Raw genomic sequence first — 25,869 nt, 5'->3', positions numbered from 1 at the left:
GAACTCTCGGGAGGGAATCTCTATGCCAGTCAGCCGTCGTGGTCTTCTGGCCGGGACCGCGGTTGCGGGTGCGGCGCTCGCCGTCCCCGGTACTGCGTCTGCCGCCGTCACCACCACCGCCCTCAGCGACAAGATCGGCCCGAACGACGCGCGGTACCAGGACCTGGTGCTGCGCGGGCAGAATCGCCGCTTCATCGGCAAACCGCAGTACGCGCGAGTGATCCGGTCGACCGAGGACGCCGTCGCGGCCGTCCAGGAGGCGGTCCGCAGCGGCAAGCGGATCGCGGTCCGCGGCGGTGGACACTGCTTCGAGGACTTCGTGGACAGCAGCGACATCGAGGTCCTGCTCGACATGTCGACGTACGACGAGGTGACGTGGGACCCGCAGTACAAGGCGTTCTCGATCGGAGCCGGTGCCGTTCTCGAGACCGTCTACAAGGAACTGTTCTACGGCTGGGGTCTGACACTGCCGGCGGGCGGCTGCCTGAGTGTCGGGGTGGGCGGGCACTTCAGCGGCGGCGGGTACGGGCCGCTGTCGCGGAAGTACGGCTCGGTCGTCGACCACCTGTACGGCGTGGAGGTCGTGGTCGTCGACGCGCGTGGCCGGGCGCGGTCGGTGGTGGCGACGCGCGACAACCAGTACAAGGACCTGTGGTGGGCGCACACGGGCGGCGGTGGCGGGAACTTCGGTGTCGTCACGCGGTACCTGATGCGTTCGGCCGGCGCCTCCGGCCGGACGCCGGGCGAATCGTTGCCCAAGGCACCGGCTGCGTTGCGGTCGACCCTGCTGCTGTACGACTGGAAGACCACGACGCAGGCCGGGTTCCTGCGGACGGTGCGCAACTGGTTCACGTTCTTCGAGCAGCACAACACCCCGGACTCGCCGTACGCGACGCTCTACGCGCCGTTCATCCTGTCGCACTACAGCGCCGAGCAGTACCTGCTCTCGACCCAGATCGACGCGGCCGCGCCGAACTCGGAGCAGCTGATGAACGCGTTCAACGCGGCGATGGTCGAAGGGGTGGAGCAGAAGCCGCAGGTGATCGACCTGGGTGTCGGGCCGTTCCTGCACCTGAGCATGCAGCGCTCGATCGAGGAGACCGCGACGCCGAACCGCGGGAAGTACAAGGCCGGGTACCTGAAGAAGGGGTACTCCGACGAGCAGATCCTCTCGCTCTACCGCGGGCTCACCGACACGACGTACAAGGGTCCGGTGTCGTCGATGCTTCTCGTCCCGTACGGCGGCAAGGTGAACACCGTCCCGTCGGACTCGACCGCCTCCGCGCAACGCGACGTGATGGGCAAGATCGTTCTCACCGCAGCGTGGGACAACGCCACCGACGACGACATGCACCTCGGCTGGATGCGGAAGGTGTACGGCGACATCTACCGCGACACCGGCGGCGTCCCGGTGCCGAACGCGACCAACGCCGGCTCGTACATCAACTACCCGGACGTGGATCTGGCCGACCCGGCCTACAACAAGTCCGGCGTGCCGTGGCACGACCTGTACTACCAGGGCAACTACCCGCGGCTGCAGCAGATCAAGTCGAAGTGGGACCCGCGCAACGTGTTCCACCACAAGCTCTCGATCGAGCCGCAGTAGTCACCAGCCCGGGTAGCGGGTGGTCCAGGTCGTTTGTGGGCCGTAGTCGCCGTGCAGACGCTTGCCCTGGGTGAACTCCAGCGCGAAGTCGTCGGCGAGTTGAAGGATGACGGCGCGACCCTCGACGGTGAAGACGAGCTCTGCGGGGAGAGCCGTCTCGCCGTGGAGGGCGCCCAGGATGTTGCCGCAGATCGCGCCGGTGGAGTCGCTGTCGCCGGAGTGGGTGACCGCGAGCGCGAGCGCGTCGAGGAACTGGTCCGGCTCCGGGTAGGCGAGGGCCGCGAAGACCGCGATCGCGAGTGCCTCCTCGGCGACCCACCCGCCGCCGAGGCGCTCGACCGTGACGGGACCGGCGGGTGCCGTCGCGGCCAGGTGGCGCGCGAACGCGAGCGCCGTACTGGTCTCGTCGTGGCCTTCGTGCTGTTTGAGGAGCTCGGTCGCTCTTGTGAGTGCGTCGTCGAGGCCGGCGCCGTTGCACAGCTCGCGGATGATCGCGGCGAGTGCGCCGGAGGCGAGCTTCCCGGTCGGATGACCGTGCGTGTACCCGGCGGCGGTCGCGGCCGAGTCGAAGATCCAGTCCGTCGGGAAGTACGCCGGCAGCAGCCCGAACGGCGCGACCCGCATCACCCCGCCGCATCCCTTCGAGTCGTTCACCGCCTCGCCGCCGAACTGCGGGATCCGTGCCTCGCCCTTGCGGGCCTCGGTCAGCGCGGACAGGCAGGTGTTGCCCGGCGCACGACGCGCGTACAGCCACTGCTCACCCTGCAGCCAACCGTCCTGCTCACCGCTCGGCCCGGGCAGGTTCTGCGTGTCCAGCCAGCGGTCGTACGCGTGATGCACGACGCCGACTGTGAACCCGATCCCGCGGTCCGTCCGTACGCCGGCCCGGATCAGCCCCTCGACCGTGAACAGCGTCATCTGGGTGTCGTCGGTGATCGTCCCCGCGGGCCACCCGTCGCTTCCCGGGAGGAACGCCCGTACGCCGTCCGGGTGCTTCGCCACGATCGACCGACCGTCCTCGAACTCCACCGGCCCGCCCAGCGCGTCCCCGATCGCACCACCCAGCAAGCACCCGCGCACCCGCGCCCGCCACGTCTCCTCAGCCACCCGACTCATGCCAGGACCCTATCGAGGGTGGTGCAAGCGCTACCCCCAAGACGGGTTCCAGAGCCAGTTCACCCGGCGTTCCCGACTTCTACGGTCGTTGATATAAGGAACCACCGTTCAAGGGAGCACCTGATGACCCCCGCATTCCGTCGTACCGCCGGGCGCGTGGCCGTGGCGGCGCTCGCCACCACCGCCCTGGCCGGCGCCGCGATCGCCGGCGGTCAGGCAGCCGGCGCCGCCACCACCTGCGACGAGTCCCCGATCATCAAAACCTTCGACGTAGTCCTCTCCGTCCGCGACGGCCTCACCCAGGACACCCAGACCTGCCGCTGAGTTCGCTGATTCTGTCCAGTCTGTCTAGACTGTTCGCACGAGGTGATGGTGATGACGGCTGTGGCCGGCCAGTGGCAGTTACAGGAAGCGAAACAGCATTTCAGCGAGTTGATCCGGGCCGTGCAGACGAGCGGTCCGCAGTTCGTGACCAAGCACGGTGAGCAGGTTGCCGTCGTGCTCGACATCGTGGACTACCGACGGATGACGGGGGTGGAACTGGTGGAGGACTTCAAGAGTTTCCTGGCGTCGGCGCCGGATATGAGCATGCTCGAGATCGAGCGTCCGATGGATCCGGAACGGCCGGTCGATCTCGAGTGAGCTATCTGCTCGACACCAACATGGTGTCGGAGTTCCGGAAGAAGGTGCCGGACTCGGGCGCGGTCAAATGGTTCGACTCTGTTCGGTCCGGCCAGCTCTACGTCAGTGCACTCATGGTCGGTGAGCTCAGAAAAGGAATCGAGCGGCTGGTCGATCGGGATCCGACGCAGGCCGCCGCACTCGATGACTGGTGTCAACGTCTTGTCCGTGGGTTCTCCGATCGCATCATCCCCGTTACGCAGGACATCGCGGAAATCTGGGGCCGGTTGAGCGCGCGGACTCCGCTGCCGGTCGTCGACGGGCTGATGGCAGCGACCGCCCTCGTCCACGACTGGACATTCGTCACGCGCAACACCGGCGACGTCGAGCGCACCGGCGTGCGTGTGCTCAACCCCTTCGTCAACTGAGACCGCCGTCCGGAGGGTGAGCGGGGCGTGAAAGAATCCTGGCATGCTGCGCTGGCTTACCGCCGGCGAGTCGCACGGACAAGCGCTCGTCGCCGTACTTGAAGGTCTTCCCGCGGGGGTCGAGGTCACGACTGATGACGTGGCCGACGCCCTGGCTCGTCGACGGCTCGGCTACGGCCGGGGTGCCCGGATGAAGTTCGAGCGGGACGAGGTGACGTTCCTCGGCGGTTTCCGGCACGGGCTGACGCTCGGGAGCCCGGTCGCGATCCAGGTCGGCAACACCGAGTGGCCGAAGTGGGAGCAGGTGATGAGCGCGGATCCGGTCGACGCGGAGACGCTCGCCGGCCTCGCGCGGAACGCCCCGCTGACCCGCCCGCGGCCCGGTCACGCCGACCTGGCCGGCATGCAGAAGTACGGGTTCGACGAGGCCCGCCCGGTGCTCGAGCGCGCCAGCGCCCGCGAGACCGCCGCCCGGGTCGCGCTGGGCGAGGTCGCCGCGCGCTTCCTCCGCCAGTCGTACGGCGTGACGATCGTCAGCCACGTCGTCGAGCTCGGCACCGTCAGGGCGCCGTACGGCGTGATCCCGTCGTACGCCGATGTCGCGAAGCTGGACGCCGATCCGGTCCGCTGCCTCGACCCGGACGCGAGCAAGCAGATGGTCGCGGAGATCGACGCCGCCCAGAAGGCCGGTGACACGCTCGGTGGCGTGGTCGAGGTCGTCGTGGACGGTCTCCCGCCGGGCCTCGGCAGCTACGTGCACTGGGACCGGCGGCTCGACTCCAAGCTGGCCGGCGCGCTGATGGGCATCCAGGCGATCAAGGGCGTCGAGCTCGGCGACGGGTTCGAGCTCGCCCGGACGCCCGGCTCCAAGGCGCACGACGAGATCGTCGCCGAGGACGGCGCGGTACGCCGTACCAGTGGCCGCTCGGGTGGCACCGAGGGCGGCATGAGCACGGGCGAGACGCTCCGGGTCCGGGCCGCGATGAAGCCGATCGCGACCGTGCCGCGGGCGCTCCGGACGATCGACACCTCGACCGGCGAGGCCGCCTCCGCGCACCACCAGCGGTCGGACGTCTGCGCCGTACCGGCCGCCGGGATCGTCGCCGAGGCGATGGTCGCGCTGGTGCTGGCCGAGGTCTCGCTGGAGAAGTTCGGCGGCGACTCGGTGACCGAGACCGCGCGCAACCACCAGTCGTACCTGGCGAACCTGCCGACCACGATCACCCCGCGGGAGTGGGAGTGAGCCCGGTCGTCGTCCTGGTCGGACCACCGGGATCGGGTAAGTCCACGATCGCGGCGCTGCTGGCCGACCGGCTGAAGGCGACGCACCGCGACACCGACACCGACATCGAGGCCGCGGCCGGCAAGCCGATCTCCGAGATCTTCGTCGATGAGGGCGAGCCGCATTTCCGCGAGCTGGAGCGGGCCGCGATCGTCGCAGCGCTGAAGGACGACGGCCAGGTGCTGTCGCTCGGCGGCGGCGCGATCCTGGATCCCGCGACCCGCGCCGACCTGGCCGGCCAGACCGTCGTCTACCTCGACGTCAGCCTCGGCGAGGCCTCCAAGCGCGTCGGCATGAGCGTCGCCCGGCCGCTGCTGCTCGGCAACGTCCGCACCCAGCTCCGCAACCTGATGGAAGCCCGCCGGCCGTTGTACGCCGAGGTCGCCAAGGTGACCGTGATGACGGACGACAAGACGCCCGACGAGATCGCCGGCGAAATCCTGGAGCAGCTCGTATGACCGACGGCCCGACCAGGATCCGGGTTGCCGCGGCCGCGCCGTACGACGTTGTCATCGGCAACAATCTGCTCGGCGAACTGCCGGTGCTGCTGGGCGACGGGGTGCAGCGGGTCGCCGTCATCCACCCGCGGGCGCTCCGCGAGACCGGCGACGCGATCCGCGACGACCTGACCGCCTCCGGGTTCACCGCGCACGCGATCGAGATCCCGGACGCCGAGGAGGCCAAGACCGCCGAGGTGCTGGCGTACTGCTGGTCCGTGCTCGGTCAGGCCGGGTTCACCCGGTCGGACGCGATCGTGAGCGTCGGCGGCGGTACGACGACCGACCTGGCCGGATTCGTCGCGGCGACCTGGTTGCGCGGCGTGAAGGTCGTGCACATCCCGACCACCCTGCTCGGCATGGTCGACGCGGCCGTCGGCGGCAAGACCGGTATCAACACCGCCGAAGGCAAGAACCTGGTTGGCGCCTTCTGGGAGCCGGCCGGCGTCCTCTGCGACCTGGCCGCGCTCGAGACCCTGCCGCCGAACGACTACGTCAGCGGGCTCGCCGAGGTCGTGAAGTGCGGCTTCATCGCCGACCCGGTGATCCTCGACCTGGTCGAGAAGGACCCGGCTGCCGCCACGAGTCCGTCGTACGGCGCGACCGAGGAGCTGATCGCCCGCTCGATCCAGGTGAAGGCGGACACGGTCGGCGCGGACCTGCGCGAGCGGACCACGACCGCGGGCGGCCAGATCGGTCGCGAGGCGCTGAACTACGGGCACACGCTCGGTCACGCGATCGAGCGGGTCGAGCGGTACAAGTGGCGCCACGGTGCCGCGATCAGCATCGGCATGGTGTTCGTCGCTGAGCTCGCCCGTGCCACCGGCCGTCTCGACGACGCGACCGCCGACCGGCACCGCGCCGTACTCGAGTCGCTCGGCCTGCCGGTCTCCTATCGTGCCGACGCCTGGCCGCACCTGCAGGACGCGATGAAGCTCGACAAGAAGACGCGCGCCGACCGCCTCCGCTTCGTCATCCTCGACGCCCTGGCCAAACCGACCATCCTCGAGGCCCCCGACCCGAGTCTCCTCATCGCGGCGTACGGCGAGGTCAGCTAGCCGACACCCGTCGCCTTGTGGCGACACCGGCGTGATGTGAGGATGGAAAGCCCCTCGGAAAGGGCTTTCCATATGACCAAGCAGAGGATAGCGATCGTCGGTACGGGCGGGATTGCCGGCTCGCACGCCCGGGCGGTCACCGCGCTGGCGGAGCGGGCCGAGCTGGTTGCGGCCGTCGACGTCGACCTGACGCGGGCCAAGGAATTCGCCGACAAGTGGAACATCCCGGCGACCTACCCGAGCCTGGCCGACCTGCTCGCGGCGGACCGCGTCGACCTCATCCACCTGTGTACGCCGCCGAACTCGCACGTTCCGCTCGCAGTGGAGTGCCTGGCCGCGGATGTCGACGTGTACATGGAGAAGCCTCCGACGCTGTCGCTGGACGAGTTCGACCGGCTGGTCGCGGCGGAGGAGAAGTCGTCGGCGCAGGTCGCGTGCGTGTTCCAGCACCGCTTCGGATCGGGTGCCGTCCGGCTGCGGCAGTTGCTCGGCGACGGCGTACTCGGCCGGCCGTTGGTTGCCCTGTGCAACACCGTTTGGTATCGCGACGACGCGTACTTCGACGTCCCGTGGCGCGGGACGTTCGACGTCGAGGGCGGCGGGCCGACGATGGGTCACGGCATCCATCAGTACGACCTGCTGCTGTCGATCCTCGGGCCGTGGGAGAAGGTGACCGCGCTCGCGGCCCGGCGGGCGCGCCCGACCCAGACCGAGGACGTCTCGATGGCACTGGTGACCTTCGAGAACGGCGCCGTCGCGTCCGTCGTGAACTCGCTGGTGTCGGCCCGCCAGACGTCCCAGCTCCGCTTCGACTGCGAGCACGCGACGGTCGAGCTAGAGCACCTGTACGGCTACAAGAACCCCGACTGGACCGTCACGCCCGCTCCCGGCCACGAGGAGATCGCCGACGCCTGGACCGCGGACCTCCCCGACGTACCGAGCGGCCACACCGCCCAACTGGCCGCGATCCTGGACGCCAAGGCAGCCGGCGCGCCGACCCCGGTCACCCTCGCCGAGGCCCGCAACACGCTCGAACTGGCCGCCGCCATCTACGCCTCAGCCTTCACCGACAAGCCCATCCGGCGCGGAGAGCTCGCCCCCGGCACCCCGTACGCCGAACGCATGGGTGGCCCTGGTGCGCCCTGGAGTGCCTAGGTCAGGCGGCCGCTAGGGTGAGGTTCGTGACGGATGTGAGCAGGCGGGTGCTGGTGCTGAACGGGCCGAACCTCGGGCGGCTGGGGTCCCGCGAGCCGGAGAAGTACGGTACGACGACGTTCGCCGAGCTGGTCGGGGTGTGTGAGAAGACCGGCGCCGAGCTCGGCTTCGAGGTCGAGGTGCGGCAGACCGACGACGAGGCGGAGCTGGTCGGCTGGCTGCACGAGGCGGCCGACGACCGGACCCCCGTCGTACTGAACCCCGCCGCGTTCACGCACTACTCGTACGCGCTGCGCGACGCGATCGCCCAGCGGACGGCTCCGTTGATCGAGATCCACCTCACCAACCCCGCCACCCGCGAGGAGTTCCGGCACACCAGCGTCGTCGCCGGTGTGGCGACCGGGACCATCGCCGGCTTCGGCCTGGACTCCTACCGGCTCGCGCTTCGCGCACTGACGAGCCTGGATTCATAACCACTCATAACCAAACTGCCCTTTCGGGCATCTAGTGGTTGTGGCAGATTTCGACCCGCCGAGCGGGCACACTCCGCAAGCAGACGGCCAAGAGATCAGGGTGAGACCGGCCGGGCGGGCGCACGATCGGGAGGAAATCGACGAATTGGGGGTTCGTGTGACTACGGATTCGATCCGTTCCGTTCAACAATGCTCTGGGGGAGTGACGGGTATGACGACCAGCACGAATGGGCAACACCGTATTCCGGTCTGGGTGAAGGCGCTGGACCCGCTGTCGCAGTTCGGGTTGGTGCATGCGCTGCGGCAGCGGCCGGAGATCAACCTGATCAACGACACCGACCTGACCGCTCCGATGCCCGGCCAGCCGGCGCAGTCGGCGCAGCTGGCGCAGCAGGGCGACCAGCGCCCCGCCCCGCCAGTGGTCGCGTTGATCGCCGTCGACTCGCTGGACGCCGGTGCGGTTCAGGTACTGCGGGCCGCAACCCAGCGCGGCTGCCGCCGGACCGTGCTGATCGGCAGCACGATCGACGACGACGCGCTGATGACCGCCGTCGAGCTGGGGGTGTCCGGCGTACTGCGCCGTACCGAGGCGACCGCTGACCGGATCGTGCATCTGGTCCAAGCCGCCGCTGCCGGGGACGGCAGCCTGCCGCCGGATCTCCTGGGCCGGTTGCTGGGACAGGTGTCACGCATGCAGCGGCACGTGCCGGCACCACGGGGGCTGTCCCACACCGGTCTGTCCGACCGCGAGACGCAGGTACTGCGGCTGGTGGCCGACGGCAAGGACACGCAGGAGATCGCCCGTGAGCTGTCCTACTCGGAGCGGACGGTCAAGAACGTCCTGCACGAGGTGACCAGCCGGCTTCAGCTGAAGAACCGCTCGCACGCCGTCGCGTACGCACTGCGCGAGGGCCTGATCTGAAACACCTCTGCAGCCGGCCCTCGCTCAGCAGCGAGGGCCGGCTGTTCAGTACCCGACCGTGAACCGCTGCCGGACGTGCTCCGCCCGCTCGGCTTCGTCGACGATCGCGATCGCGAAGTCCTCCATCGAGATCGCCGAGCTGCCGACCGCATCGGTGACCAGATGGTCGTAGCCCTTCCGGTAGCTCCCGGTCCGCTCTCCGGGCTCGAGTAGCGCCGGCGGGCTCACATACGTCCAGTCCAGGCCGCCGGCGGCCCGCACGACGTCGTACTGCTCGTTGCAGGCCAGGGCGATCGGGCGCAGCTCCGTCGGGAAGTCCGGCGAGTCGACCAGTTTCACCTCGGTCCCCGGCACGGTCAGACTGGCCGCACCGCCGACCAGGATCAGCCGTACGCCGCTGTCGCGCAGGCCGATCAGCAGTCCCTTGGCGGCAGCGACCAGTTCACCTTCCTGTCCTGCACGCGGTCGGGTCGCACTGATCACCACGTCGTGCCCGGCACTCAGTCGAGCGACGTCGTCCGGGTCGCTGGCATCACCACGGAGCGGACCGGAGGAGCGGCCGACCGTGGTGACCTGGTGGCCGCGGGCAACTGCTTCTCGGGCGACTCGACTGCCGACAGCGCCGGCGGCACCCCAGACCAGGATTCGCATGTCAGCGCTCCCCGGCTGCGACAAGGACAGGAGCTTCTGCCGCAGGCGTTGGCCGCACCTTGCGCCGTACCTGGGCGGTCACGAGGGCAGCGAGGACAATCAGGCCGCCGATGGCCTGCCAGACTGACAGGTGCTGATCGAGCACCAGCCAGCCGAGTGTCGTCGCCATGACCGGGCTGAGCAGCCCGAGGAATGTCACCTCGGTCGGAGCCAGCTCGCGGAGTCCGCGGAACCAGAGTGCATATGCGATCGCGGAACCGAAGAGCGCCAGGTAGGAGTAACCCGCGAGGTTCCGCAGGGTGAAGTCAGGTAGCGCGCCTTCGACCAGGAAGGCCACAGGTAGCAGCACCAGTCCACCAGCGACCAGTTGCCAACCAGTGGTGGCCAGCAGGGGAGAGGGGGAGGTCCAGCGCTTGCTGAGTACGACGCCGAACGCCATGACGACCGCACCGCCGACAGCCGCGAGTACACCCAGCATGTCGAGCTGTGCAGTCGCCCGCAGTACCAGCAGGCCGACGCCGACGACTCCGGCAATCGCTGTGAGCACAGTGCGCAGAGACAGCCGCTGCCGCAGCAGTCCGGCCGACAGTACTGCGACCAGTAGTGGCTGGATCGCGCCGACTGTCGCGGCCACGCCGCCGGGCAGCCGGTACGCACCGACGAAGAGCAGTGCGTTGAAGGCACCGATGTTGAGCGTGCCGAGGACCAGCGAGCGCCACCACCAACTACCTCTCGGCAGCACCCGGGTGATGGCCACCAGCAGCAGGCCGGCCGGCAGCGACCGGAGCAGCGCGGCCAGCAGCGGCCGATGAGGTGGGAGGAACTCGGTCGTGACCAGATAGGTCGTACCCCAGAGCAACGGCGTGATCGTCGTGACCAGAAGAAGAGAGACTCGATTGCTTAGCACTAAGATAAAGTATCTCAGCGCTAAGCTACTTGCAATCCCTCAGTGCTAAGCAATTCGGCAGTAGGCTGGGTGGATGGCAGATCACGTCGACCTGGTGCTCGAGCAGTGGCGGGCACGGCGGCCGGATATCGATCCGTCGCCGATGGGGGTCATCGGCCGGCTGAGCCGGCTCAGTGCGCTGTTCGATGCCGAGCTGCGGCGGAACTTCGCCAAGTACGAGCTGGACCGCGCGTCGTTCGACGTACTGGCGACGCTGCGGCGCAGCAACGCGGAGCACAGCCTGACTCCGGCCGGGCTGATGCACTCCTCGATGGTGACGTCAGGGGCGATCAGCCAGCGGTTGGACAGGCTGGAGTCGCGCGGCCTGGTGACGCGGACGCCCAGCGAGACCGACGGCCGCGGCGTGCAGGTGACGCTGACGGCCAAGGGACTCAAGCTGATCGACAAGGTGCTGCCGACACACGTCGACACCGAGTCGCAACTGCTCGCCGGTCTGTCGACCGCCGAACGCGATCAGCTGGCCGGCCTGCTCCGCACCTTGCTGGAATCCCTTGGAGACAAGCGGAACTAGGAAGTCGTCCCGGGGCGTGGGGCGTTGCGGACGGTCTGCCAGAGCTCGTCGATGTCGGAGCGGTCCTCCGGCTCGGGCTTGTCGACCCAGCCGCTGGCCCAGACATTCTCCTCGCGGTCGTCCAGATTGAAGATCGACTCCGCGAAGGCGGCGGAGCCGACGTACCGGCGGTCGTCCCTATCGTCCCTGTCGTCCAGGTCGGGCTCGTCCTCGTCCGTGGCGCGGGCTGTCGTCTTGGGGGCGACCAGTGAGCGCGCGTACCGCTGTGCCTCGAGGATGCCCAGCTCGCGTTGCTCGCCCAGCAGCCGGATCGCGCCGACCTCGTTCTTCGCGTTCATCAGCGTGCGGACCTGCGCGTCCAGGTCCTGGTTCGACATCGGCAGGTGGCTCTGCTGCGGGCGATGCGCCGGCGGCTGGTACGGATTCGCGTTGTACTGCGTCGGCTGGAACTGGGCCGGCTGGTACTGAGCCGGCGGCTGGTACACCCCGGTCGTCGGGTACTGCGCGGAGCCGCCCGGCAGCTGTGCTGCCTGGCCCGGGGAGTTCCGCTCGCCCAGATGACGTGGCTGCCGACCGTTCTGCATCAGTTGCTCCAGCGCGGCCGCGACCTGCTGACTGCCCGGCGCGCTCCCGTTCTGCGGGAAGGTGGACTGCTGGCTCTGCAGAGGTGCCGGTGGACCGCCCTGACCGGCCGCCTGGGTGTACTGGCCCTGGAACTGGGTGGGCTGGTTCCCGCCCTGCTGGGCCTGGATCCGCTCGACCAGCGCCTGGACGCGCGGACTCACCTTCCCGTTCTTGCGGTTGGACTGCTGCTTGGCCTTGTTGATCAGGCTCACGACGATCATCACCACGATGAAGATGATGAATCCGGTCATCGCAGGCCTCCTCCGCTGGACGGGTCTGGAATCCCAGCGTAGAGCCCCCCGGGTGCGCGGAGTCGGAGGAAACCGGAAGTGACCGCTACAATTCCTTGTTACCGCTGATCGATTTCGAAGGGCATACCCGCGTGGCAACGACGAACGACCTCAAGAACGGCATGGTGCTCGACCTGGACGGCCAGTTGTGGTCCGTCGTGTGGTTCCAGCATCACAAGCCGGGCAAGGGCGGCGCCATCGTCCGGACGAAGCTCAAGAACGTGCTGTCCGGCAAGGTGGTGGACAAGACCTTCAACGCCGACGTCAAGGTCGAGGTTGCCACGGTCGACAAGCGTGACATGACGTACCTGTACAACGACGGGTCGGCGTTCGTGTTCATGGACAAGTCGACCTATGACCAGCTGCAGCTGCAGCCCGAGGTGGTCGGTGACGCCGTCCACTTCCTGCTGGAGAACCAGGACGCGATCGTCGCCGTGCACGACGACCTCCCGTTGTACGTCGAGCTGCCGGCCTCGGTCGAGCTCACGGTCGAGTACACCGAGCCGGGTCTGCAGGGCGACCGCTCCAGCGGCGGCACCAAGCCGGCCAAGCTCGAGACCGGCTACGACATCCAGGTCCCGCTGTTCCTGACCACTGGTGAGAAGGTCAAGGTGGACACCCGCACCGGGGACTACCTCGGCCGCGTCACCTCCTGAGGCCCTGACAGACCCTGAGAGAGCTGACAACAGAACATGTCTGCCCGTAGCAAGGCCCGCAAGCGCGCACTGGACGTGCTGTTCGAGTCCGAGGTCAGGGGGCTGCCGGTCGGCGGCACCCTGGCCGACCGGGTGGCCGACAACGACCCGCCGGTGAACGAGTTCACTGTGGCGCTGGTCGAAGGTGTCGCGAAGCACATCGAGCAGATCGACGACCTGCTCGAGACCCACTCGGTGGGCTGGACCCTGGACCGGATGCCGGCCGTCGACCGGAACATCCTCCGGATCGGCGCCTACGAGCTGCTGTTCGACGACCAGGTCCCGGACGTGGTCGCGGTGAGCGAGGCGGTCGCGCTGGCGCGCGATCTGTCGACGGACGAGTCGCCGGTCTTCGTGAACGGGCTGCTGGCGAGACTGCTGCAGCTGAAGCCCACACTGGGCATCTGAGAAACCCGGGCCGCTGAAGGCCCTGGGTGGTCGAGGAACGAGGGGGGCGAGCCCTCTCCGAGTCCCTCTCTGTATCTGGCCCGGTGACCGTCTCGGTACGGTCCCGGGCCGCCGATGCGTCCCCGTACGCGGCTGGTGAGGTGGTCCCTGCCGCTCTACTGCGTTCGAACTGCTCTGTTGGGTCAGAAAGAGAAGGCGGGCGGCCGCGGGCCAGCTGCTACAAGCCCCGACCGTCTGATGCCTTCGATTGACGCCTAGGCGTCAGGCGCCGGCTGCCTCGGACGATTCCTCGACCTCACCCTTCGCCTCCGGGTTCAGCACGCCCCAGGAGATGAAACGCTCGGTCAGCGTCGTCGGCGACTCGTCGTAGATCACGGCGAGCGTCCGCATGTCGTCCTGCCGGATCGACAGCACCTTTCCGTTGTAGTCCCCACGCTGAGCCTGGATCGTGGCGGCGTACCGCGTCAGCGGACCCGCCTCGCTCGCGTCGAGGTGTTGCAGGGCCTCCAGGTCGAGGATCAACCGGGGCGGAGCAGCAGCAGCTGCGGCCGCGCTGGCGGAACCAGGGAGCAGTTCACGGATCGGCACGCCGTAGAAATCGGCGAGCTCCGCGAGCTTCTGGACCGTGACGGCTCGATCGCCACGCTCGTAAGAGCCGACGACGACCGCCTTCCAGCGACCCTTGGACTTCTCTTCCACACCATGCAGCGACAGCCCTTGCTGCTGGCGGATGGCGCGTAGCTTGCCACCCAGTGTCTTCGCGTATTCGCTAGGCACGCTGGTCTTCCCTCCGACTAGTTTCGTCATGTCCGGCCCGCAGGGAACGGGCCGGAAGGTGAAACCCCCCTCGATTACACAGAGTAACAATATTCTGGGTCAGAGGCCAGCGTCAAGACGGCGTGTCACATCCGATACCATGTCAAGCGGTCCGAACGTCCTTTAAAGACCCGTCCAGAGAGGCGGGAAAGGAGGAACGGTAGCGATGAGCCCTGCCCAGAGTGCAGAGACTCCGGATGTCGCGCAGCCGCTGGAACGCAGCAGTCGCGAGGTCCTCGATGCTTCCGACATTTCCCGGGCACTGACCCGGATCGCCCACGAGATCCTCGAGCGGAACCGCGGCGCCGACCCGGTCGTCCTGCTCGGCATCCCCAGCCGCGGTGTCCCGCTGGCCCAGCGCGTCTCCGCCCGGATCCAGGCCGTCGAGGGGCAGAGCGTGCCCACTGGGTCACTCGACGTGACCATGTACCGCGACGACATCGGCCTCAAGCCGCCCCGCGGCCTGGAACACACCGACATCCCCGCGGACGGGATCGACGGCAAGGTCGTCGTCCTCGTCGACGACGTGCTGTTCTCCGGCCGCACGATCCGCGCGGCGCTCGACGCGCTCGGCGACATCGGCCGCCCGCGCGCGGTCCAGCTCGCGGTGCTGGTCGACCGCGGCCACCGCGAGTTGCCGATCCGCGCCGACTACGTCGGCAAGAACCTACCGACCTCGCTGGTGGAGCGCGTCACCGTCCACCTGACCGAGTTCGACGGCGAGGACGCTGTGCTGATCGCCGACAAGGGGGCGAAGTGAAACATCTGCTGAGCGCTGGTGACCTGAGCCGCGACGAGGCCAACCTGATCCTCGACACCGCCGAGGAGATGCGGTCGCTGGCCGACCGCCCGATCAAGAAGCTGCCGGCGCTGCGCGGCCGGACCGTGGTCAACCTGTTCTTCGAGGACTCGACCCGGACCAGGATCTCGTTCGAGGCGGCCGCCAAGCGGCTGTCGGCGGATGTGATCAACTTCTCCGCCAAGGGTTCCAGCGTGAGCAAGGGCGAGAGCCTGAAGGACACCGCGCTGACGCTGCAGGCGATGGGCGCGGACGGTGTGGTCTGCCGGCACGGTTCGTCCGGCGCGCCGCACCTGCTGGCGAAGTCCGGCTGGATGACCGGCTCGGTGGTGAACGCCGGTGACGGCACCCACGAGCACCCGACCCAGGCGCTGCTCGACGCGTTCACGATGCGCCGCCACCTCGGCTCGCTCGACGGCCGCCGGATCACGATCGTCGGCGACGTCCTGCACTCGCGGGTCGCCCGGTCGAACGTGCTGCTGCTCTCGACGCTCGGCGCCGAGGTGACCGTGGTCGCGCCGCCGACGCTGCTGCCCGTCGACATGACGACCTGGCCGTGCGCGACGTCGTACGACCTGGACGGTGCGCTGGCGAAGAGCGACGCGGTGATGATGCTGCGGGTGCAGCGGGAGCGGATGAACGACGCGTTCTTCCCGAGCGCCCGCGAGTACACCCGGCGGTACGGCCTCGACAAGTACCGGATGGCGCAGCTGCCGGACGAGGCGATCGTGCTGCACCCCGGCCCGATGAACCGCGGGATGGAGATCAGTGCCGAGGTCGCCGACTCCACCCGCTCGGTGATCGTCGAGCAGGTCACGAACGGCGTGGCCATCCGCATGGCCGTCCTTTATCTGCTGTTGTCAGGTAGTAACGAAGAGGAGCAGAACGCATGACCGCTTACCTGATCACCGGTGCGAGCCTGGTCGGCGGTGAGGTGGCGGACCTGCTGATCGACAACGGCGAGATCGTTGCTGTCGGCGCCGACCTCGGCGCGCCGGCCGATGTACGGACCATCGACGCGCAGGGCCTGGTCGCGCTGCCGGGGTTGGTCGACCTGCACACGCACCTGCGTGAGCCCGGCCGCGAGGACGCCGAGACCGTGCTGACCGGCACCCGGGCCGCGGCCAAGGGCGGCTTCACCGCGGTGTTCGCGATGGCCAACACCGACCCGGTCGCCGACACGGCGGGCGTCGTCGAGCAGGTCTGGCGTCTCGGCCGCGACGCCGGGTACGCCGACGTGTACCCGATCGGCGCGGTCACCGTCGGCCGCAAGGGCACGCAGCTGGCGGAGCTCGGCGCGATGGCGGACTCCGCGGCCCGCGTCCGGGTGTTCTCCGACGACGGCGACTGTGTCTGGGACGCCGCGCTGATGCGCCGCGCGCTCGAGTACGTGAAGGCGTTCGACGGTGTGATCGCGCAGCACGCGCAGGAGCCGCGGCTGACCCAGGGCGCGCAGATGAACGAGGGCGCACTGTCCGGCGTCCTCGGTCTGACCGGCTGGCCGAGTGTCGCCGAGGAGGCGATCATCGCCCGCGACATCCTGCTCAACGCGCACGTCGGGTCCAAGCTGCACATCTGCCACCTGTCCACCAAGGGCTCGGTCGAGATCGTCCGCGCCGCCAAGCGCCGCGGGCTGGAGGTCACCGCCGAGGTCACGCCGCACCACCTGCTGCTGACCGAGGACCTGGCCGCCTCCTACAACCCGGTGTACAAGGTGAACCCGCCGCTGCGCACCAAGGAGGACGTCGAGGCGGTCCGCGAGGGTCTGGCCGACGGCACGATCGACATCGTCGCCACCGACCACGCGCCGCACCCGGTGGAGGACAAGGACTGTGAGTGGAGTGCGGCCGCGTTCGGCATGACCGGGCTGGAGACGGCGCTCAGCGTCGTGCAGCACGCGATGATCGACACCAAGCTGCTGACCTGGTCCGACGTCGCCGACCGGATGAGCTACCGGCCGTCCGCGATCGGGCAGATCTCGGAGCACGGCCGTCCGCTGGAGGTCGGCGCGCCGGCGAACGTCGTCCTGTACGACCCGAGGGTCGAGCGGACCGTCGTACCGGACGAGTCGGTGTCGCTGTCGCGGAACACGCCGTTCGAGGGGATGACGCTGCCGGGCAAGGTGGTCGCGACGTTCCTCCGCGGTGAGCCGACCGTCTTGGACGGTGAGCTGACGACCGGGGCGGTGGGGCGGGGAAGGAATTCAACACGGTGAAGGCCTTCCTGGGCATTCTCGGCACGCTGCTGGTGCTGGCAGCGGGCTATTTCGGCATGTACCGGGGCTGGCGGAACCGCCAGTCCCGGCAGTCCGACCTGGCGCCGCTGCCCGCAGCGCCGGAGGACAAGACCCGCGGCGTCGAGGGTGTGTACGTCGCAACCACGAGTGCCGGCGACTGGATGGACCGGATCGCCGTGCACGAACTGGGAGTCCGCAGTATCGCGGACCTGGCCGTCAGTGAGGCCGGCCTGATCTTCCACCGGCAGGGCGCGACGGATGTGTTCATCCCCGCGGACCACTTGACCGGCGTCCGGACCGACCGCGGGATCGCCGGCAAGGTGACCGCGGAGAAGTCCGGCCTGGTCGTGGTCACCTGGACGCACGACGGCCGCGAGCTCGACACCGGGTTCCGCCCGCGTCGCAAGGCCGACACCGCCGCCCTGACCGAATCCATCGCAACACTGATCGGAGCCGAGCAAAGATGAGCCTGCCCGCATCCAATCCGGCGCTGCTGGTGCTCGAGGACGGCCGGTCGTTCGCCGGCACGTCGTACGGGGCGACCGGCGAGACGTACGGCGAGGCGGTGTTCACCACCGGGATGACCGGCTACCAGGAGACGCTGACCGACCCGTCGTACCACCGGCAGATCGTCACCCAGACCGCGCCCCACATCGGCAACACCGGGATCAACGACGAGGACGACGAGTCGCAGAAGATCTGGGTCGCCGGGTACGTCGTCCGCGACCCGGCCCGCGTGCCGTCCAACTGGCGCGCCAAGCGATCCCTGGACGACCAGCTGAAGAGCCAGGGGATCGTCGGGATCTCCGGTATCGACACCCGGGCCCTGACCCGGCACCTGCGTGAGCGCGGCGCGATGCGGGCGGGCATCTCGACGGAGATCCTCGACCCGGCCGCGCTGCTGGAGAAGGTTCTGCAGCAGCCGCCGATGGTCGGTGCGGACCTCGCCGACGAGGTCACCACCGCCGAGACGTACGTCGTGCCCGCGGTCGGCGAGCGCCGGTTCACGGTGGTCGCGCTCGACCTCGGGATCAAGTCGATGACGCCGACGCGGATGGCCGAGCGCGGCATCGAGGTGCACGTGATGCCGGCGACCGCATCGCTGGACGAAGTACTCGCGGTGAACCCGGATGGCATCTTCATGAGCAACGGTCCGGGCGACCCGGAGACCACCGAGCACCCGACCACGCTGCTCAAGGAGCTGCTGCAGCGCGGCAAGCCGTACTTCGGGATCTGCTTCGGCAACCAGGTGTTCGGGCGCGCGCTCGGACTGGGCACGTTCAAGCTGAAGTACGGGCACCGCGGGATCAACCAGCCGGTGCTCGACCGGGCGACCGGCAAGGTGGAGATCACCGCACAGAACCACGGCTTCGCGGTCGACGCGCCGCTGGACGGCGCCGTCGAGACGCCGTACGGCACGGCTGAGGTGTCGCACGTGTCCTTGAACGACAACGTGGTCGAAGGGCTCAAGCTGACCGGTCGCGACGGCCGGGTGCTCGCGTTCTCGGTCCAGTACCACCCCGAAGCCGCAGCAGGTCCGCACGATTCGGCGTACCTGTTCGATCGCTTCGTCGAGTTGATGGAGGGGCGGGCCTGATGCCACGTCGTACAGATATCGAGTCGGTGCTGGTCATCGGCTCCGGCCCGATCGTGATCGGTCAGGCCTGCGAGTTCGACTACTCCGGCACGCAGGCCTGCCGGGTACTGCGGGAGGAGGGCTTCCGCGTCGTCCTGGTGAACTCGAACCCGGCCACGATCATGACCGACCCGGAGTTCGCCGACGCCACGTACGTCGAGCCGATCACGCCGGAGTTCGTCGAGAAGGTGATCGAGAAGGAGCGCCCGAACGCGCTGCTCGCCACCCTGGGCGGCCAGACCGCGCTGAACGCGGCGATCGCCCTGCACGAGAACGGCGTACTCGAGAAGTACGGCGTGGAGCTGATCGGCGCCTCGGTCGACGCGATCCAGCGCGGTGAGAACCGGGAGTCGTTCAAGCACATCGTCGAGAAGCTCGGCGCGTCGGTCGCCCGGTCGGTGATCTGCCACACGCTCGACGACGTGATGGGCGCCGCCGGCCAGCTCGGGTATCCGCTGGTTGTCCGGCCGTCGTTCACGATGGGCGGCGTCGGTTCCGGGATGGCGTACGACGAGGCCGACCTGCGCCGGATCGCCGGCGCCGGGCTGCACGCCTCGCCGACGACCGAGGTCCTGATCGAGGAGTCGATCCTCGGCTGGAAGGAGTACGAGCTGGAGGTGATGCGCGACAAGGCCGACAACGTCGTGATCATCTGCTCGATCGAGAACGTCGACCCGATGGGCGTGCACACCGGCGACTCGGTCACGGTCGCGCCGGCGATGACGCTGACCGACCGCGAGTACCAGGTCATGCGGGACCTTGCCATCGGCATCATCCGCGAGGTCGGCGTCGACACCGGCGGCTGCAACATCCAGTTCGCGGTGAACCCGGCCGACGGCCGGCTGATCGTGATCGAGATGAACCCGCGGGTCTCCCGCTCGTCGGCGCTGGCGTCGAAGGCGACCGGCTTCCCGATCGCGAAGATCGCCGCGAAGGTCGCCATCGGCTACACGCTGGACGAGATCCCGAACGACATCACCAAGCAGACGCCGGCCAGCTTCGAGCCGACGCTGGACTACGTGGTGGTGAAGGTGCCGCGGTTCGCGTTCGAGAAGTTCCCGGCCGCGGACGCCACGCTGACCACGCACATGAAGAGCGTCGGCGAGGCGATGGCGATCGGCCGCAACTACACCGAGGCGCTGCAGAAGGCGCTCCGGTCGCTGGAGAAGCCGGAGGCCCGGTTCTCCTGGGCCGGCCACCCGGCGAGCGAGCTGGAGCCGTTGCTGGAGGCAATCAAGACGCCGCAGGACGGCCGGCTGCGGATCATCATGGACGCGATCCGCGCGGGTGCGACGCCGGACCAGATCTTCGAGGCGACCAAGATCGACCCGTGGTTCGTGGACCAGCTGTACCTGCTGCACGAGACCGCGCTGCAGGTGGCGGCCGCGCCCCGGCTCACACCCGAGGTGATCAAGCTCGCCAAGCGGCACGGGTTCTCGGACCTGCAGCTGGCCGAGATCCGCGGCCTGACCGAGGACGTCGTCCGCGGAGTGCGGCAGGCGCTCGGGATCCGGCCGGTCTACAAGACGGTCGACACCTGTGCGGCCGAGTTCAAGGCCGAGACGCCGTACCACTACTCGTCGTACGACGAGGAGTCCGAGGTCGCACCGCGCGAGACCCCGGCCGTGCTGATCCTGGGCTCCGGGCCGAACCGGATCGGCCAGGGGATCGAGTTCGACTACTCCTGCGTGCACGCGTCGATGGCGCTGCGCGACGCCGGCTACTGCACGGTGATGGTGAACTGCAACCCGGAGACGGTCTCGACCGACTACGACACCTCCGACCGACTGTACTTCGAGCCGCTCACCTGCGAGGACGTGCTCGAGATCGTGTACGCCGAGATGCAGGCCGGCCCGGTCGCCGGAGTGATCGTGCAACTCGGCGGCCAGACGCCGCTCGGGCTGGCGCAGCGGCTCGCGGACGCCGGCGTACCGATCGTCGGGACGTCGCCGGAGGCCATTCACCTGGCCGAGGAGCGGGGCGCGTTCGGCAAGGTGCTCGCGGACGCACAGCTGCCGGCGCCGAAGCACGGTACGGCGCTGTCCGCCGACGAGGCGCAGGCGGTGGCCGAGGAGATCGGGTTCCCGGTGCTCGTGCGGCCGTCGTACGTGCTGGGTGGACGCGGGATGGAGATCGTCTACAGCGCGGCCGAGCTGTCGGCTGCGCTGGACCGGCTGAGCGCGGGCTCGGGGTCCTGGGAGCATCCGGTGCTGATCGACCGGTTCCTGGACGACGCGGTCGAGATCGACGTCGACGGGCTGTACGACGGGAACGAGCTGTTCCTCGGTGGCGTGATGGAGCATATCGAGGAGGCCGGGGTGCACTCGGGCGACTCGTCGTGTGCGCTGCCGCCGATCACGCTCGGGAACGCGGATATCGAGAAGCTCCGGACGTCGACCGAGGCGATCGCGCGCGGGGTCGGCGTACGCGGGTTGATCAACATCCAGTACGCACTGGCCGGCGATGTGCTCTACGTCCTGGAGGCGAACCCCCGGGCCTCGCGGACGGTGCCGTTCGTGTCGAAGGCGACCGCGACGCCGCTGGCCAAGGCCGCGGCCCGGGTGATGCTCGGGGCAACGATCGCCGAGCTGCGGTCCGAAGGTCTGCTGCCGGCGACCGGTGACGGCGGCACGCTGCCGACCACGACGCCGATCGCGGTGAAGGAAGCCGTGATGCCGTTCAACCGGTTCCGGACCATCGACGGCTCGTCGGTCGACACCGTGCTCGGGCCGGAGATGAAGTCCACCGGCGAGGTGATGGGGATCGACGACACCTTCGGTACGGCGTTCGCGAAGTCGCAGGCGGGGGCGTCGCAGCCGCTGCCGATCGACGGCAAGGTGTTCGTCTCGGTCGCGAACCGGGACAAGCGGCACATGATCTTCCCGGTCAAGCGGCTGGCGGATCTCGGCTTCCAGATCTACGCGACCGAAGGGACGGCCGACGTCCTGCGGCGCAACGGCGTCGAGGCGGTCACGGTCCGCAAGAGCAGCCAGGGCCCCGGCCCGAACGGCGAGCCGACGATCGTCCAGATGGTCCAGGACGGCGAGCTGAACCTGATCGTCAACACCCCGATCGGGATCACCCAGGGCGGTTCGCCGCGGCTGGACGGCTACGAGATCCGCAGCGCCGCGGTCGCCCGGAACATCCCGTGCATCACCACGGTCCAAGGGCTCGCAGCCGCCGTACAGGGCATCGAGGCGCAGCGGGCCGGGGACATCGGCGTACGGTCCCTGCAGGACTGGGTGCCGAGGATCCGCGGTGTATAGGCGGGTCGTGCGGCCGGTCCTGTATCGCCTTGGTAAGGGCGACGCGGAGATCGCACATGAGCAGACGCTGAACGGGATGCGCCTCCTCGGGCGCATCCCGGGCGGTCCTGCGCTCGGGGCCAAGGTGTTCGGGTCGGCGTCACCGCGCTCGGTCTTCGGCCTGCGGTTCCCCTCGCCGGTGGGTTTGGCGGCGGGGATGGACAAGAACGGGATCGCGCTGCGGGCCTGGCCGGCGATCGGCTTCGGCTTTGTCGAGGTCGGCACGGTCACCGCGCACCCGCAGCCGGGGAACGAGAAGCCCCGGCTGTTCCGGTTGGTCGAGCACGAGGCGGTCATCAACCGGATGGGCTTCAACAACCTCGGCTCGGAGGCCCTCGCCGCCCGGCTGAAGGCTTATGGCCCGCTCGGCTACCCGCTCGGCATCTCGATCGGAAAGTCCAAGATCACTCCGCTCGAGGACGCGGTCGAGGACTACGTGACCTCCCTCCGCCGCCTCTACCGGTACGGCGACTACTTCGCGGTCAACGTCTCCTCGCCGAACACGCCGGGCCTGCGCTCCCTGCAGGACGCGGGCCAGCTCCGCGAGCTGCTGTCCGCCCTGCACACCGAGGCGGCCGGTCTGACCGCGGCCGGGCTGACGCCGAAACCGATCCTGGTGAAGATCGCGCCGGACCTGACCACGTCGGCGATCGACGAACTCCTCCAGGTCTGCACCGACGTCGGCGTCGCCGGCATCATCGCGACCAACACCACCATCACCCGGCCCGGCGTCTCGGACCACCCGCTTGCCGCCCAGACCGGCGGTCTGTCCGGTCGCCCGCTGGCGGAGATCGCCGCGAAGACCATCTCCCACATCCACAACGAGACCGGGGGAGCGCTGCCGGTCATCGGAGTAGGCGGGATCGTCGAACCGTCTGACGCCGCCCGCCTGTTCGACGCCGGAGCCAGCCTCGTCCAGGTCTACACCGGCCTCATCTACCGCGGGCCCGGGCTCATCCGGGCCATCAACAGGAGCTTGCCATGAGCAACGGAAATTTGGGGAGCGAGATGCGCAACCAGCCTTTCGGGACGCGGCTGCGGGCCGCCATGGACGCCCGCGGACCACTCTGCGTCGGGATCGACCCGCACCAGCACCTGCTGGACTCGTGGGGCCTGCCGGACACCGCCGAGGGCCTGGCCTCGTTCACGTACGGCGTGGTCGACGCGCTCGCGGACCGGGTCGCGGTGTTCAAGCCGCAGTCCGCGTTCTTCGAGCGGTTCGGGTCGGCCGGCATCGCCGTACTCGAGCAGGCAACGATCCGGCTGCGGGACGCCGGCGCGCTGGTGATCATCGACGCGAAGCGCGGTGACATCGGCAGCACGATGGGCGGCTACGCGGCGGCGTACCTGGCCGAGAAGGGTCCGCTGGCGTGCGACGCGCTGACGGTCAGCCCGTACCTCGGCTTCGGCTCGTTGCAGCCGGCCATCGACGTGGCCCGCGAGTCCGGCGCCGGCCTGTTCGTGCTGGCCCTGACGTCGAACCCGGAGGGCCCGCAGTTCCAGACGGCCCGGACCGCGGACGGCCCGACCGTTGCGGGAGCGGTGCTGGACGGCCTCCGCGGACTGAACGCCGACTCCGACGGGCTCGGCTCGTTCGGCGCGGTCGTTGGCGCGACCATCAGTTCCACCGAGGAGAACCTCGACATCAACGGCCCGCTGCTCGCTCCGGGCCTCGGCGCCCAGGGCGGCACGGCCGAGGGCTTGGCGAAGGTCTTCGGCGCCGCGGTCCGCAACGTCGTACCCTCCAGCTCCCGCGAGATCCTGGGCGCCGGCCCGACCCCCTCCGGCCTGCAAGCCGCAGCCGATCTGGCCAACGACGCCTACCGCACGGTGCTCGGCTACTGACAGCTCTGCAGCTCGACAGGACGTATCCGGCTTCGCCGGAGTCGCTCACGCTCAATCGCTCCGCCGACCGGGCAGGACACGGCGACACATCCTGTCGAGTTGCCGGAAATGCGATCCTCTTCAGCATGGGTTCAGGGCTGGAGTTGTGCAGGCGGTTCTACGACGACGTGGTGCGGCAGGCGATCGACCTGCCGCACAGCGCGGCGCTGCTCGGACGCGGCTCGGAGGTGCTCGGGTACGACGACGAGATGTCGACCGATCACAACTGCGAAGCCCGCGCGCTGGTGTTCGTGCCCGAGGGCACAGAGCTGCAGCTCGAGGTCCCGGAGACGTTCGAGGGACGCACCGCACTGGTCGAAGTGCACACCATTCGCAGGTACTTCCTGGATCAGTTGAGCTTCGACACCGAGGCCGAGTTGACGATCCGAGACTGGCTGGTCTTCCCGGAGTCGATCCTGCTGCAGATGACGACGGGCGGCGTGTTTCACGACGAACTCGGTCTGCAGGCGGTGCGCGATCGGCTGGCGTACTACCCGGACGACGTCTGGCGGTACCTGATGATCACCGCGTGGTGGCGTGTGCATCCGGAGATGAACCTGGTCGGGCGTTCCGGCTACGTCGGCGACGAGCTCGGCTCGGCGGTGATCGGCTCTCAGCTCGTGTGGAACCTGATGCGGTTGTGCTTCCTGCTCGAGCGGAAGTACGCGCCGTACTCCAAGTGGTTCGGTACTGCGTTCAGCCGGTTGTCCTGCGGTCCGTCGATCGGCCCGCTGCTGCGAACCGTGCTGCAGACCACGAGCTGGCAGGAGCGTGAGGAGGCGCTCGGAGCGGCGTACCGGGCGATGGGGGAGCTGCACAACCGACTCGGCATCACCGAGCCGGTCGAGCTCGGTGTCGAGCACCTGGTCGGCCGGCCGTTCAAGGTCGTGTGGGGCGACTTCATCGGCGCGCTGTGGGACGGCATCCGGGATCCCGAGGTGCGGCAGGTCGCCGAGCGGTGGCCGGTCGGCGGGATCGACGAGATTCGCAACCTGATGTGGAAGGCCCGGGATCGCCGTCAGGCGGTGGACTCCCTGTAGAGCGTGGTGAGCAGGTCGACGGCCGCCTGGGTGGCTGGATGTGGGTCTTCGCGGTGCCAGATCAGGTGTACGTCGACGGGTGGCGCGTCCCGTAGTGGGCGGTAGACGACGCCGTCGCGCCGGTACTGCGTGGTCGTGGCCTGGGGTGTCACCCCGACGCAGCGGCCGGACGCGATCGCGGCCAGCCAGTCGTCGACGTCGTGGGTGAGCTCGATCCGAGGCCGGGCGTCCTCCGGCCAGAGATCGATCGTGGTGCTCCCGGTACGGCGGTCGATCACGATCGTCCGGTCGGCGATCTGCGCGAGCGTGAGCGATCGTTTCCGCGCCAGTGCGTCGTCGGCGGGCAGCACGCCGTACCGCGGCTCCTGGGTCAGCAGCACGTGCCCGAACCGGCTCAGATCGAGGTGACTCCGGACGACGGCCAGGTCGCACAGCCCTTCGGTCAGGCCGCCGGTGCCGGTGTTCGTGCGGATCAGCTGCAGCTCGACCTCGGGGTGTGCGGCCGCCCACCGGCGCTGGAACTCCGTCGTATGCCTGCCGAATGCCGACCAGGCGTGCCCGACGCGGAGCCGGGTGTGGCCGCTGGTCGCCTCGCTCACCAGTACGTCGACGTCGGCCAGCACCTGCCGAGCCCGCGCGAGCACCTGGATGCCCGCGGTCGTCGGCGTGATCGACCGACTGGTCCGATGCAGCAGCCGTACGCCGAGCCGCTGCTCGAGGGCCAGCAGGCTCCGCGACACCGCGGCCTGGGAGATCCCGAGCTCGATCGCCGCGTCGGTGAACGTCCCGTTGTCGACGATCGCGACCAGGCAGCGCAGGTGCCGTAGCTCGAGATCCATGACTCCAGCG

At 68.9% G+C, this 25,869-nt stretch carries 28 protein-coding genes; 22 read left to right on the top strand and 6 right to left on the bottom strand.

Features of this window, described 5'->3' with window-relative positions; translation table 11 throughout:
* Nucleotides 1–22 precede the first annotated feature (22 nt).
* Entirely contained in the window at nucleotides 23–1,606 is a 1,584-nt protein-coding gene (locus tag OHA10_RS35475) for an FAD-binding protein (RefSeq protein WP_371403156.1), read from the top strand.
* Here the strand turns inward: OHA10_RS35475 and OHA10_RS35470 are convergent, their stop codons facing one another.
* Nucleotides 1,607–2,722: an ADP-ribosylglycohydrolase family protein gene (locus tag OHA10_RS35470; RefSeq protein WP_371403155.1), complete on the bottom strand. Its 1,116-nt coding sequence runs from the start codon at nucleotides 2,720–2,722 to the stop codon at nucleotides 1,607–1,609.
* A gap of 123 nt (nucleotides 2,723–2,845) precedes the next feature.
* On the opposite strand from OHA10_RS35470, the gene OHA10_RS35465 reads away from it, so the two are divergent.
* The 9 genes from OHA10_RS35465 to OHA10_RS35425 all read left to right on the top strand — a co-directional run bounded on the left by OHA10_RS35465 (nucleotide 2,846) and on the right by OHA10_RS35425 (nucleotide 9,158).
* A complete protein-coding gene (locus tag OHA10_RS35465; protein WP_371403154.1) occupies nucleotides 2,846–3,046 on the top strand; it encodes a hypothetical protein in 201 nt (66 codons plus the stop codon).
* Nucleotides 3,047–3,097: 51 nt separating this feature from the next.
* Nucleotides 3,098–3,364, top strand: coding sequence for a type II toxin-antitoxin system Phd/YefM family antitoxin (locus OHA10_RS35460; RefSeq protein WP_202871593.1), 267 nt, complete (start codon nucleotides 3,098–3,100; stop codon nucleotides 3,362–3,364).
* The gene (locus OHA10_RS35455; protein ID WP_371403153.1) at nucleotides 3,361–3,771 is read left to right on the top strand and encodes a type II toxin-antitoxin system VapC family toxin; all 411 of its coding nucleotides are present in this window, start codon (nucleotides 3,361–3,363) and stop codon (nucleotides 3,769–3,771) included. The genes OHA10_RS35460 and OHA10_RS35455 overlap by 4 nt, the downstream gene beginning before the upstream one ends.
* A 43-nt stretch (nucleotides 3,772–3,814) precedes the next feature.
* The gene (gene aroC, locus OHA10_RS35450) at nucleotides 3,815–5,014 is read left to right on the top strand and encodes a chorismate synthase (protein WP_371403152.1); all 1,200 of its coding nucleotides are present in this window, start codon (nucleotides 3,815–3,817) and stop codon (nucleotides 5,012–5,014) included.
* Nucleotides 5,011–5,511 (top strand): shikimate kinase, encoded by a 501-nt coding sequence (locus tag OHA10_RS35445; protein ID WP_371403151.1) that lies wholly within the window; start codon nucleotides 5,011–5,013, stop codon nucleotides 5,509–5,511. The genes aroC and OHA10_RS35445 overlap by 4 nt, the downstream gene beginning before the upstream one ends.
* Nucleotides 5,508–6,608: a 3-dehydroquinate synthase gene (gene aroB / locus OHA10_RS35440; RefSeq protein WP_371403150.1), complete on the top strand. Its 1,101-nt coding sequence runs from the start codon at nucleotides 5,508–5,510 to the stop codon at nucleotides 6,606–6,608. Before OHA10_RS35445 ends, aroB begins: the two co-directional genes overlap by 4 nt.
* Before the next feature lie 72 nt (nucleotides 6,609–6,680).
* Nucleotides 6,681–7,763 carry a Gfo/Idh/MocA family protein gene (locus OHA10_RS35435; RefSeq protein WP_371403149.1) on the top strand — a complete coding sequence of 361 codons (1,083 nt, stop codon included), beginning with the start codon at nucleotides 6,681–6,683 and terminating at the stop codon, nucleotides 7,761–7,763.
* A gap of 35 nt (nucleotides 7,764–7,798) precedes the next feature.
* Complete coding sequence (aroQ, locus tag OHA10_RS35430) at nucleotides 7,799–8,236, top strand: type II 3-dehydroquinate dehydratase (protein ID WP_137257902.1); 438 nt, start codon at nucleotides 7,799–7,801, stop codon at nucleotides 8,234–8,236.
* 211 nt (nucleotides 8,237–8,447) lie between these two features.
* Entirely contained in the window at nucleotides 8,448–9,158 is a 711-nt protein-coding gene (locus tag OHA10_RS35425) for a response regulator transcription factor (protein ID WP_371403148.1), read from the top strand.
* Nucleotides 9,159–9,203: 45 nt separating this feature from the next.
* Here the strand turns inward: OHA10_RS35425 and OHA10_RS35420 are convergent, their stop codons facing one another.
* Together OHA10_RS35420 and OHA10_RS35415 are read right to left on the bottom strand one after the other, a co-directional pair.
* The gene (locus OHA10_RS35420) at nucleotides 9,204–9,809 is read right to left on the bottom strand and encodes an NAD(P)-dependent oxidoreductase (RefSeq protein ID WP_371403147.1); all 606 of its coding nucleotides are present in this window, start codon (nucleotides 9,807–9,809) and stop codon (nucleotides 9,204–9,206) included.
* Nucleotide 9,810: 1 nt separating this feature from the next.
* Nucleotides 9,811–10,716, bottom strand: a complete 906-nt coding sequence (locus OHA10_RS35415) for an EamA family transporter (protein WP_371403146.1) — start codon at nucleotides 10,714–10,716, stop codon at nucleotides 9,811–9,813.
* Between the two features lie 73 nt (nucleotides 10,717–10,789).
* Here OHA10_RS35415 and OHA10_RS35410 point away from each other — a divergent pair, with 73 nt between their 5' ends.
* Nucleotides 10,790–11,287, top strand: coding sequence for a MarR family winged helix-turn-helix transcriptional regulator (locus tag OHA10_RS35410; RefSeq protein ID WP_371403145.1), 498 nt, complete (start codon nucleotides 10,790–10,792; stop codon nucleotides 11,285–11,287).
* On the opposite strand, the gene OHA10_RS35405 is transcribed toward OHA10_RS35410, so the two are convergent.
* Nucleotides 11,284–12,162, bottom strand: coding sequence for a hypothetical protein (locus OHA10_RS35405; RefSeq protein ID WP_371403144.1), 879 nt, complete (start codon nucleotides 12,160–12,162; stop codon nucleotides 11,284–11,286). The two genes, OHA10_RS35410 and OHA10_RS35405, sit on opposite strands and share 4 nt — an antisense overlap.
* A gap of 131 nt (nucleotides 12,163–12,293) precedes the next feature.
* Here OHA10_RS35405 and efp point away from each other — a divergent pair, with 131 nt between their 5' ends.
* Nucleotides 12,294–12,857 carry an elongation factor P gene (gene efp / locus OHA10_RS35400; protein WP_137257502.1) on the top strand — a complete coding sequence of 188 codons (564 nt, stop codon included), beginning with the start codon at nucleotides 12,294–12,296 and terminating at the stop codon, nucleotides 12,855–12,857.
* A 36-nt stretch (nucleotides 12,858–12,893) separates the two neighbouring features.
* Nucleotides 12,894–13,304, top strand: coding sequence for a transcription antitermination factor NusB (gene nusB / locus OHA10_RS35395; protein ID WP_371403143.1), 411 nt, complete (start codon nucleotides 12,894–12,896; stop codon nucleotides 13,302–13,304).
* A 261-nt stretch (nucleotides 13,305–13,565) separates the two neighbouring features.
* On the opposite strand, the gene OHA10_RS35390 is transcribed toward nusB, so the two are convergent.
* Nucleotides 13,566–14,081 (bottom strand): transcriptional regulator, encoded by a 516-nt coding sequence (locus OHA10_RS35390; protein ID WP_130449595.1) that lies wholly within the window; start codon nucleotides 14,079–14,081, stop codon nucleotides 13,566–13,568.
* A 205-nt stretch (nucleotides 14,082–14,286) separates the two neighbouring features.
* Between OHA10_RS35390 and pyrR the strand changes: the two genes are divergently transcribed.
* The 9 genes from pyrR (at nucleotide 14,287) to OHA10_RS35345 (ending at nucleotide 25,020) form a co-directional block, all read left to right on the top strand.
* Nucleotides 14,287–14,880 (top strand): bifunctional pyr operon transcriptional regulator/uracil phosphoribosyltransferase PyrR, encoded by a 594-nt coding sequence (gene pyrR / locus OHA10_RS35385; protein ID WP_371403142.1) that lies wholly within the window; start codon nucleotides 14,287–14,289, stop codon nucleotides 14,878–14,880.
* Nucleotides 14,877–15,812, top strand: a complete 936-nt coding sequence (locus tag OHA10_RS35380; RefSeq protein ID WP_371403141.1) for an aspartate carbamoyltransferase catalytic subunit — start codon at nucleotides 14,877–14,879, stop codon at nucleotides 15,810–15,812. The genes pyrR and OHA10_RS35380 overlap by 4 nt, the downstream gene beginning before the upstream one ends.
* Nucleotides 15,809–17,134 (top strand): dihydroorotase, encoded by a 1,326-nt coding sequence (locus tag OHA10_RS35375; RefSeq protein WP_371403140.1) that lies wholly within the window; start codon nucleotides 15,809–15,811, stop codon nucleotides 17,132–17,134. Before OHA10_RS35380 ends, OHA10_RS35375 begins: the two co-directional genes overlap by 4 nt.
* Nucleotides 17,131–17,622, top strand: a complete 492-nt coding sequence (locus tag OHA10_RS35370; RefSeq protein ID WP_371403139.1) for a hypothetical protein — start codon at nucleotides 17,131–17,133, stop codon at nucleotides 17,620–17,622. The genes OHA10_RS35375 and OHA10_RS35370 overlap by 4 nt, the downstream gene beginning before the upstream one ends.
* On the top strand, nucleotides 17,619–18,752 hold the full coding sequence (gene carA, locus OHA10_RS35365) for a glutamine-hydrolyzing carbamoyl-phosphate synthase small subunit (protein ID WP_371403138.1): 1,134 nt from the start codon (nucleotides 17,619–17,621) through the stop codon (nucleotides 18,750–18,752). The genes OHA10_RS35370 and carA overlap by 4 nt, the downstream gene beginning before the upstream one ends.
* Complete coding sequence (gene carB, locus OHA10_RS35360; RefSeq protein WP_371403137.1) at nucleotides 18,752–22,057, top strand: carbamoyl-phosphate synthase large subunit; 3,306 nt, start codon at nucleotides 18,752–18,754, stop codon at nucleotides 22,055–22,057. Before carA ends, carB begins: the two co-directional genes overlap by 1 nt.
* Entirely contained in the window at nucleotides 22,050–23,081 is a 1,032-nt protein-coding gene (locus OHA10_RS35355; RefSeq protein WP_371403136.1) for a quinone-dependent dihydroorotate dehydrogenase, read from the top strand. The genes carB and OHA10_RS35355 overlap by 8 nt, the downstream gene beginning before the upstream one ends.
* Entirely contained in the window at nucleotides 23,078–23,941 is an 864-nt protein-coding gene (gene pyrF / locus OHA10_RS35350) for an orotidine-5'-phosphate decarboxylase (protein WP_371403135.1), read from the top strand. Before OHA10_RS35355 ends, pyrF begins: the two co-directional genes overlap by 4 nt.
* A gap of 125 nt (nucleotides 23,942–24,066) precedes the next feature.
* Nucleotides 24,067–25,020, top strand: coding sequence for a DUF4037 domain-containing protein (locus OHA10_RS35345; RefSeq protein ID WP_371403134.1), 954 nt, complete (start codon nucleotides 24,067–24,069; stop codon nucleotides 25,018–25,020).
* Here OHA10_RS35345 and OHA10_RS35340 read toward each other — a convergent pair.
* A complete protein-coding gene (locus OHA10_RS35340) occupies nucleotides 24,999–25,859 on the bottom strand; it encodes a LysR family transcriptional regulator (protein ID WP_371403133.1) in 861 nt (286 codons plus the stop codon). The genes OHA10_RS35345 and OHA10_RS35340 overlap by 22 nt on opposite strands.
* Nucleotides 25,860–25,869: the final 10 nt, after the last annotated feature.

Origin of the sequence: Kribbella sp. NBC_00662 (genome assembly GCF_041430295.1) — a bacterium.
GTDB lineage: Bacteria > Actinomycetota > Actinomycetes > Propionibacteriales > Kribbellaceae > Kribbella.
This window is presented reverse-complemented; position numbering and strand designations above follow the sequence as displayed.

Coding starts and splice junctions, on each gene's coding strand:
- OHA10_RS35475 (WP_371403156.1), top strand. CDS start 23: ATGCCAGTCAGCCGTCGTGGTCTTCTGGCCGGGACCGCGGTTGCGGGT.
- OHA10_RS35470 (WP_371403155.1), bottom strand. CDS start 2,722: ATGAGTCGGGTGGCTGAGGAGACGTGGCGGGCGCGGGTGCGCGGGTGC.
- OHA10_RS35465 (WP_371403154.1), top strand. CDS start 2,846: ATGACCCCCGCATTCCGTCGTACCGCCGGGCGCGTGGCCGTGGCGGCG.
- OHA10_RS35460 (WP_202871593.1), top strand. CDS start 3,098: ATGACGGCTGTGGCCGGCCAGTGGCAGTTACAGGAAGCGAAACAGCAT.
- aroC (WP_371403152.1), top strand. CDS start 3,815: ATGCTGCGCTGGCTTACCGCCGGCGAGTCGCACGGACAAGCGCTCGTC.
- aroB (WP_371403150.1), top strand. CDS start 5,508: ATGACCGACGGCCCGACCAGGATCCGGGTTGCCGCGGCCGCGCCGTAC.
- OHA10_RS35435 (WP_371403149.1), top strand. CDS start 6,681: ATGACCAAGCAGAGGATAGCGATCGTCGGTACGGGCGGGATTGCCGGC.
- OHA10_RS35425 (WP_371403148.1), top strand. CDS start 8,448: ATGACGACCAGCACGAATGGGCAACACCGTATTCCGGTCTGGGTGAAG.
- OHA10_RS35420 (WP_371403147.1), bottom strand. CDS start 9,809: ATGCGAATCCTGGTCTGGGGTGCCGCCGGCGCTGTCGGCAGTCGAGTC.
- OHA10_RS35410 (WP_371403145.1), top strand. CDS start 10,790: ATGGCAGATCACGTCGACCTGGTGCTCGAGCAGTGGCGGGCACGGCGG.
- OHA10_RS35405 (WP_371403144.1), bottom strand. CDS start 12,162: ATGACCGGATTCATCATCTTCATCGTGGTGATGATCGTCGTGAGCCTG.
- nusB (WP_371403143.1), top strand. CDS start 12,894: ATGTCTGCCCGTAGCAAGGCCCGCAAGCGCGCACTGGACGTGCTGTTC.
- pyrR (WP_371403142.1), top strand. CDS start 14,287: ATGAGCCCTGCCCAGAGTGCAGAGACTCCGGATGTCGCGCAGCCGCTG.
- OHA10_RS35375 (WP_371403140.1), top strand. CDS start 15,809: ATGACCGCTTACCTGATCACCGGTGCGAGCCTGGTCGGCGGTGAGGTG.
- carA (WP_371403138.1), top strand. CDS start 17,619: ATGAGCCTGCCCGCATCCAATCCGGCGCTGCTGGTGCTCGAGGACGGC.
- carB (WP_371403137.1), top strand. CDS start 18,752: ATGCCACGTCGTACAGATATCGAGTCGGTGCTGGTCATCGGCTCCGGC.
- pyrF (WP_371403135.1), top strand. CDS start 23,078: ATGAGCAACGGAAATTTGGGGAGCGAGATGCGCAACCAGCCTTTCGGG.
- OHA10_RS35345 (WP_371403134.1), top strand. CDS start 24,067: ATGGGTTCAGGGCTGGAGTTGTGCAGGCGGTTCTACGACGACGTGGTG.
- OHA10_RS35340 (WP_371403133.1), bottom strand. CDS start 25,859: ATGGATCTCGAGCTACGGCACCTGCGCTGCCTGGTCGCGATCGTCGAC.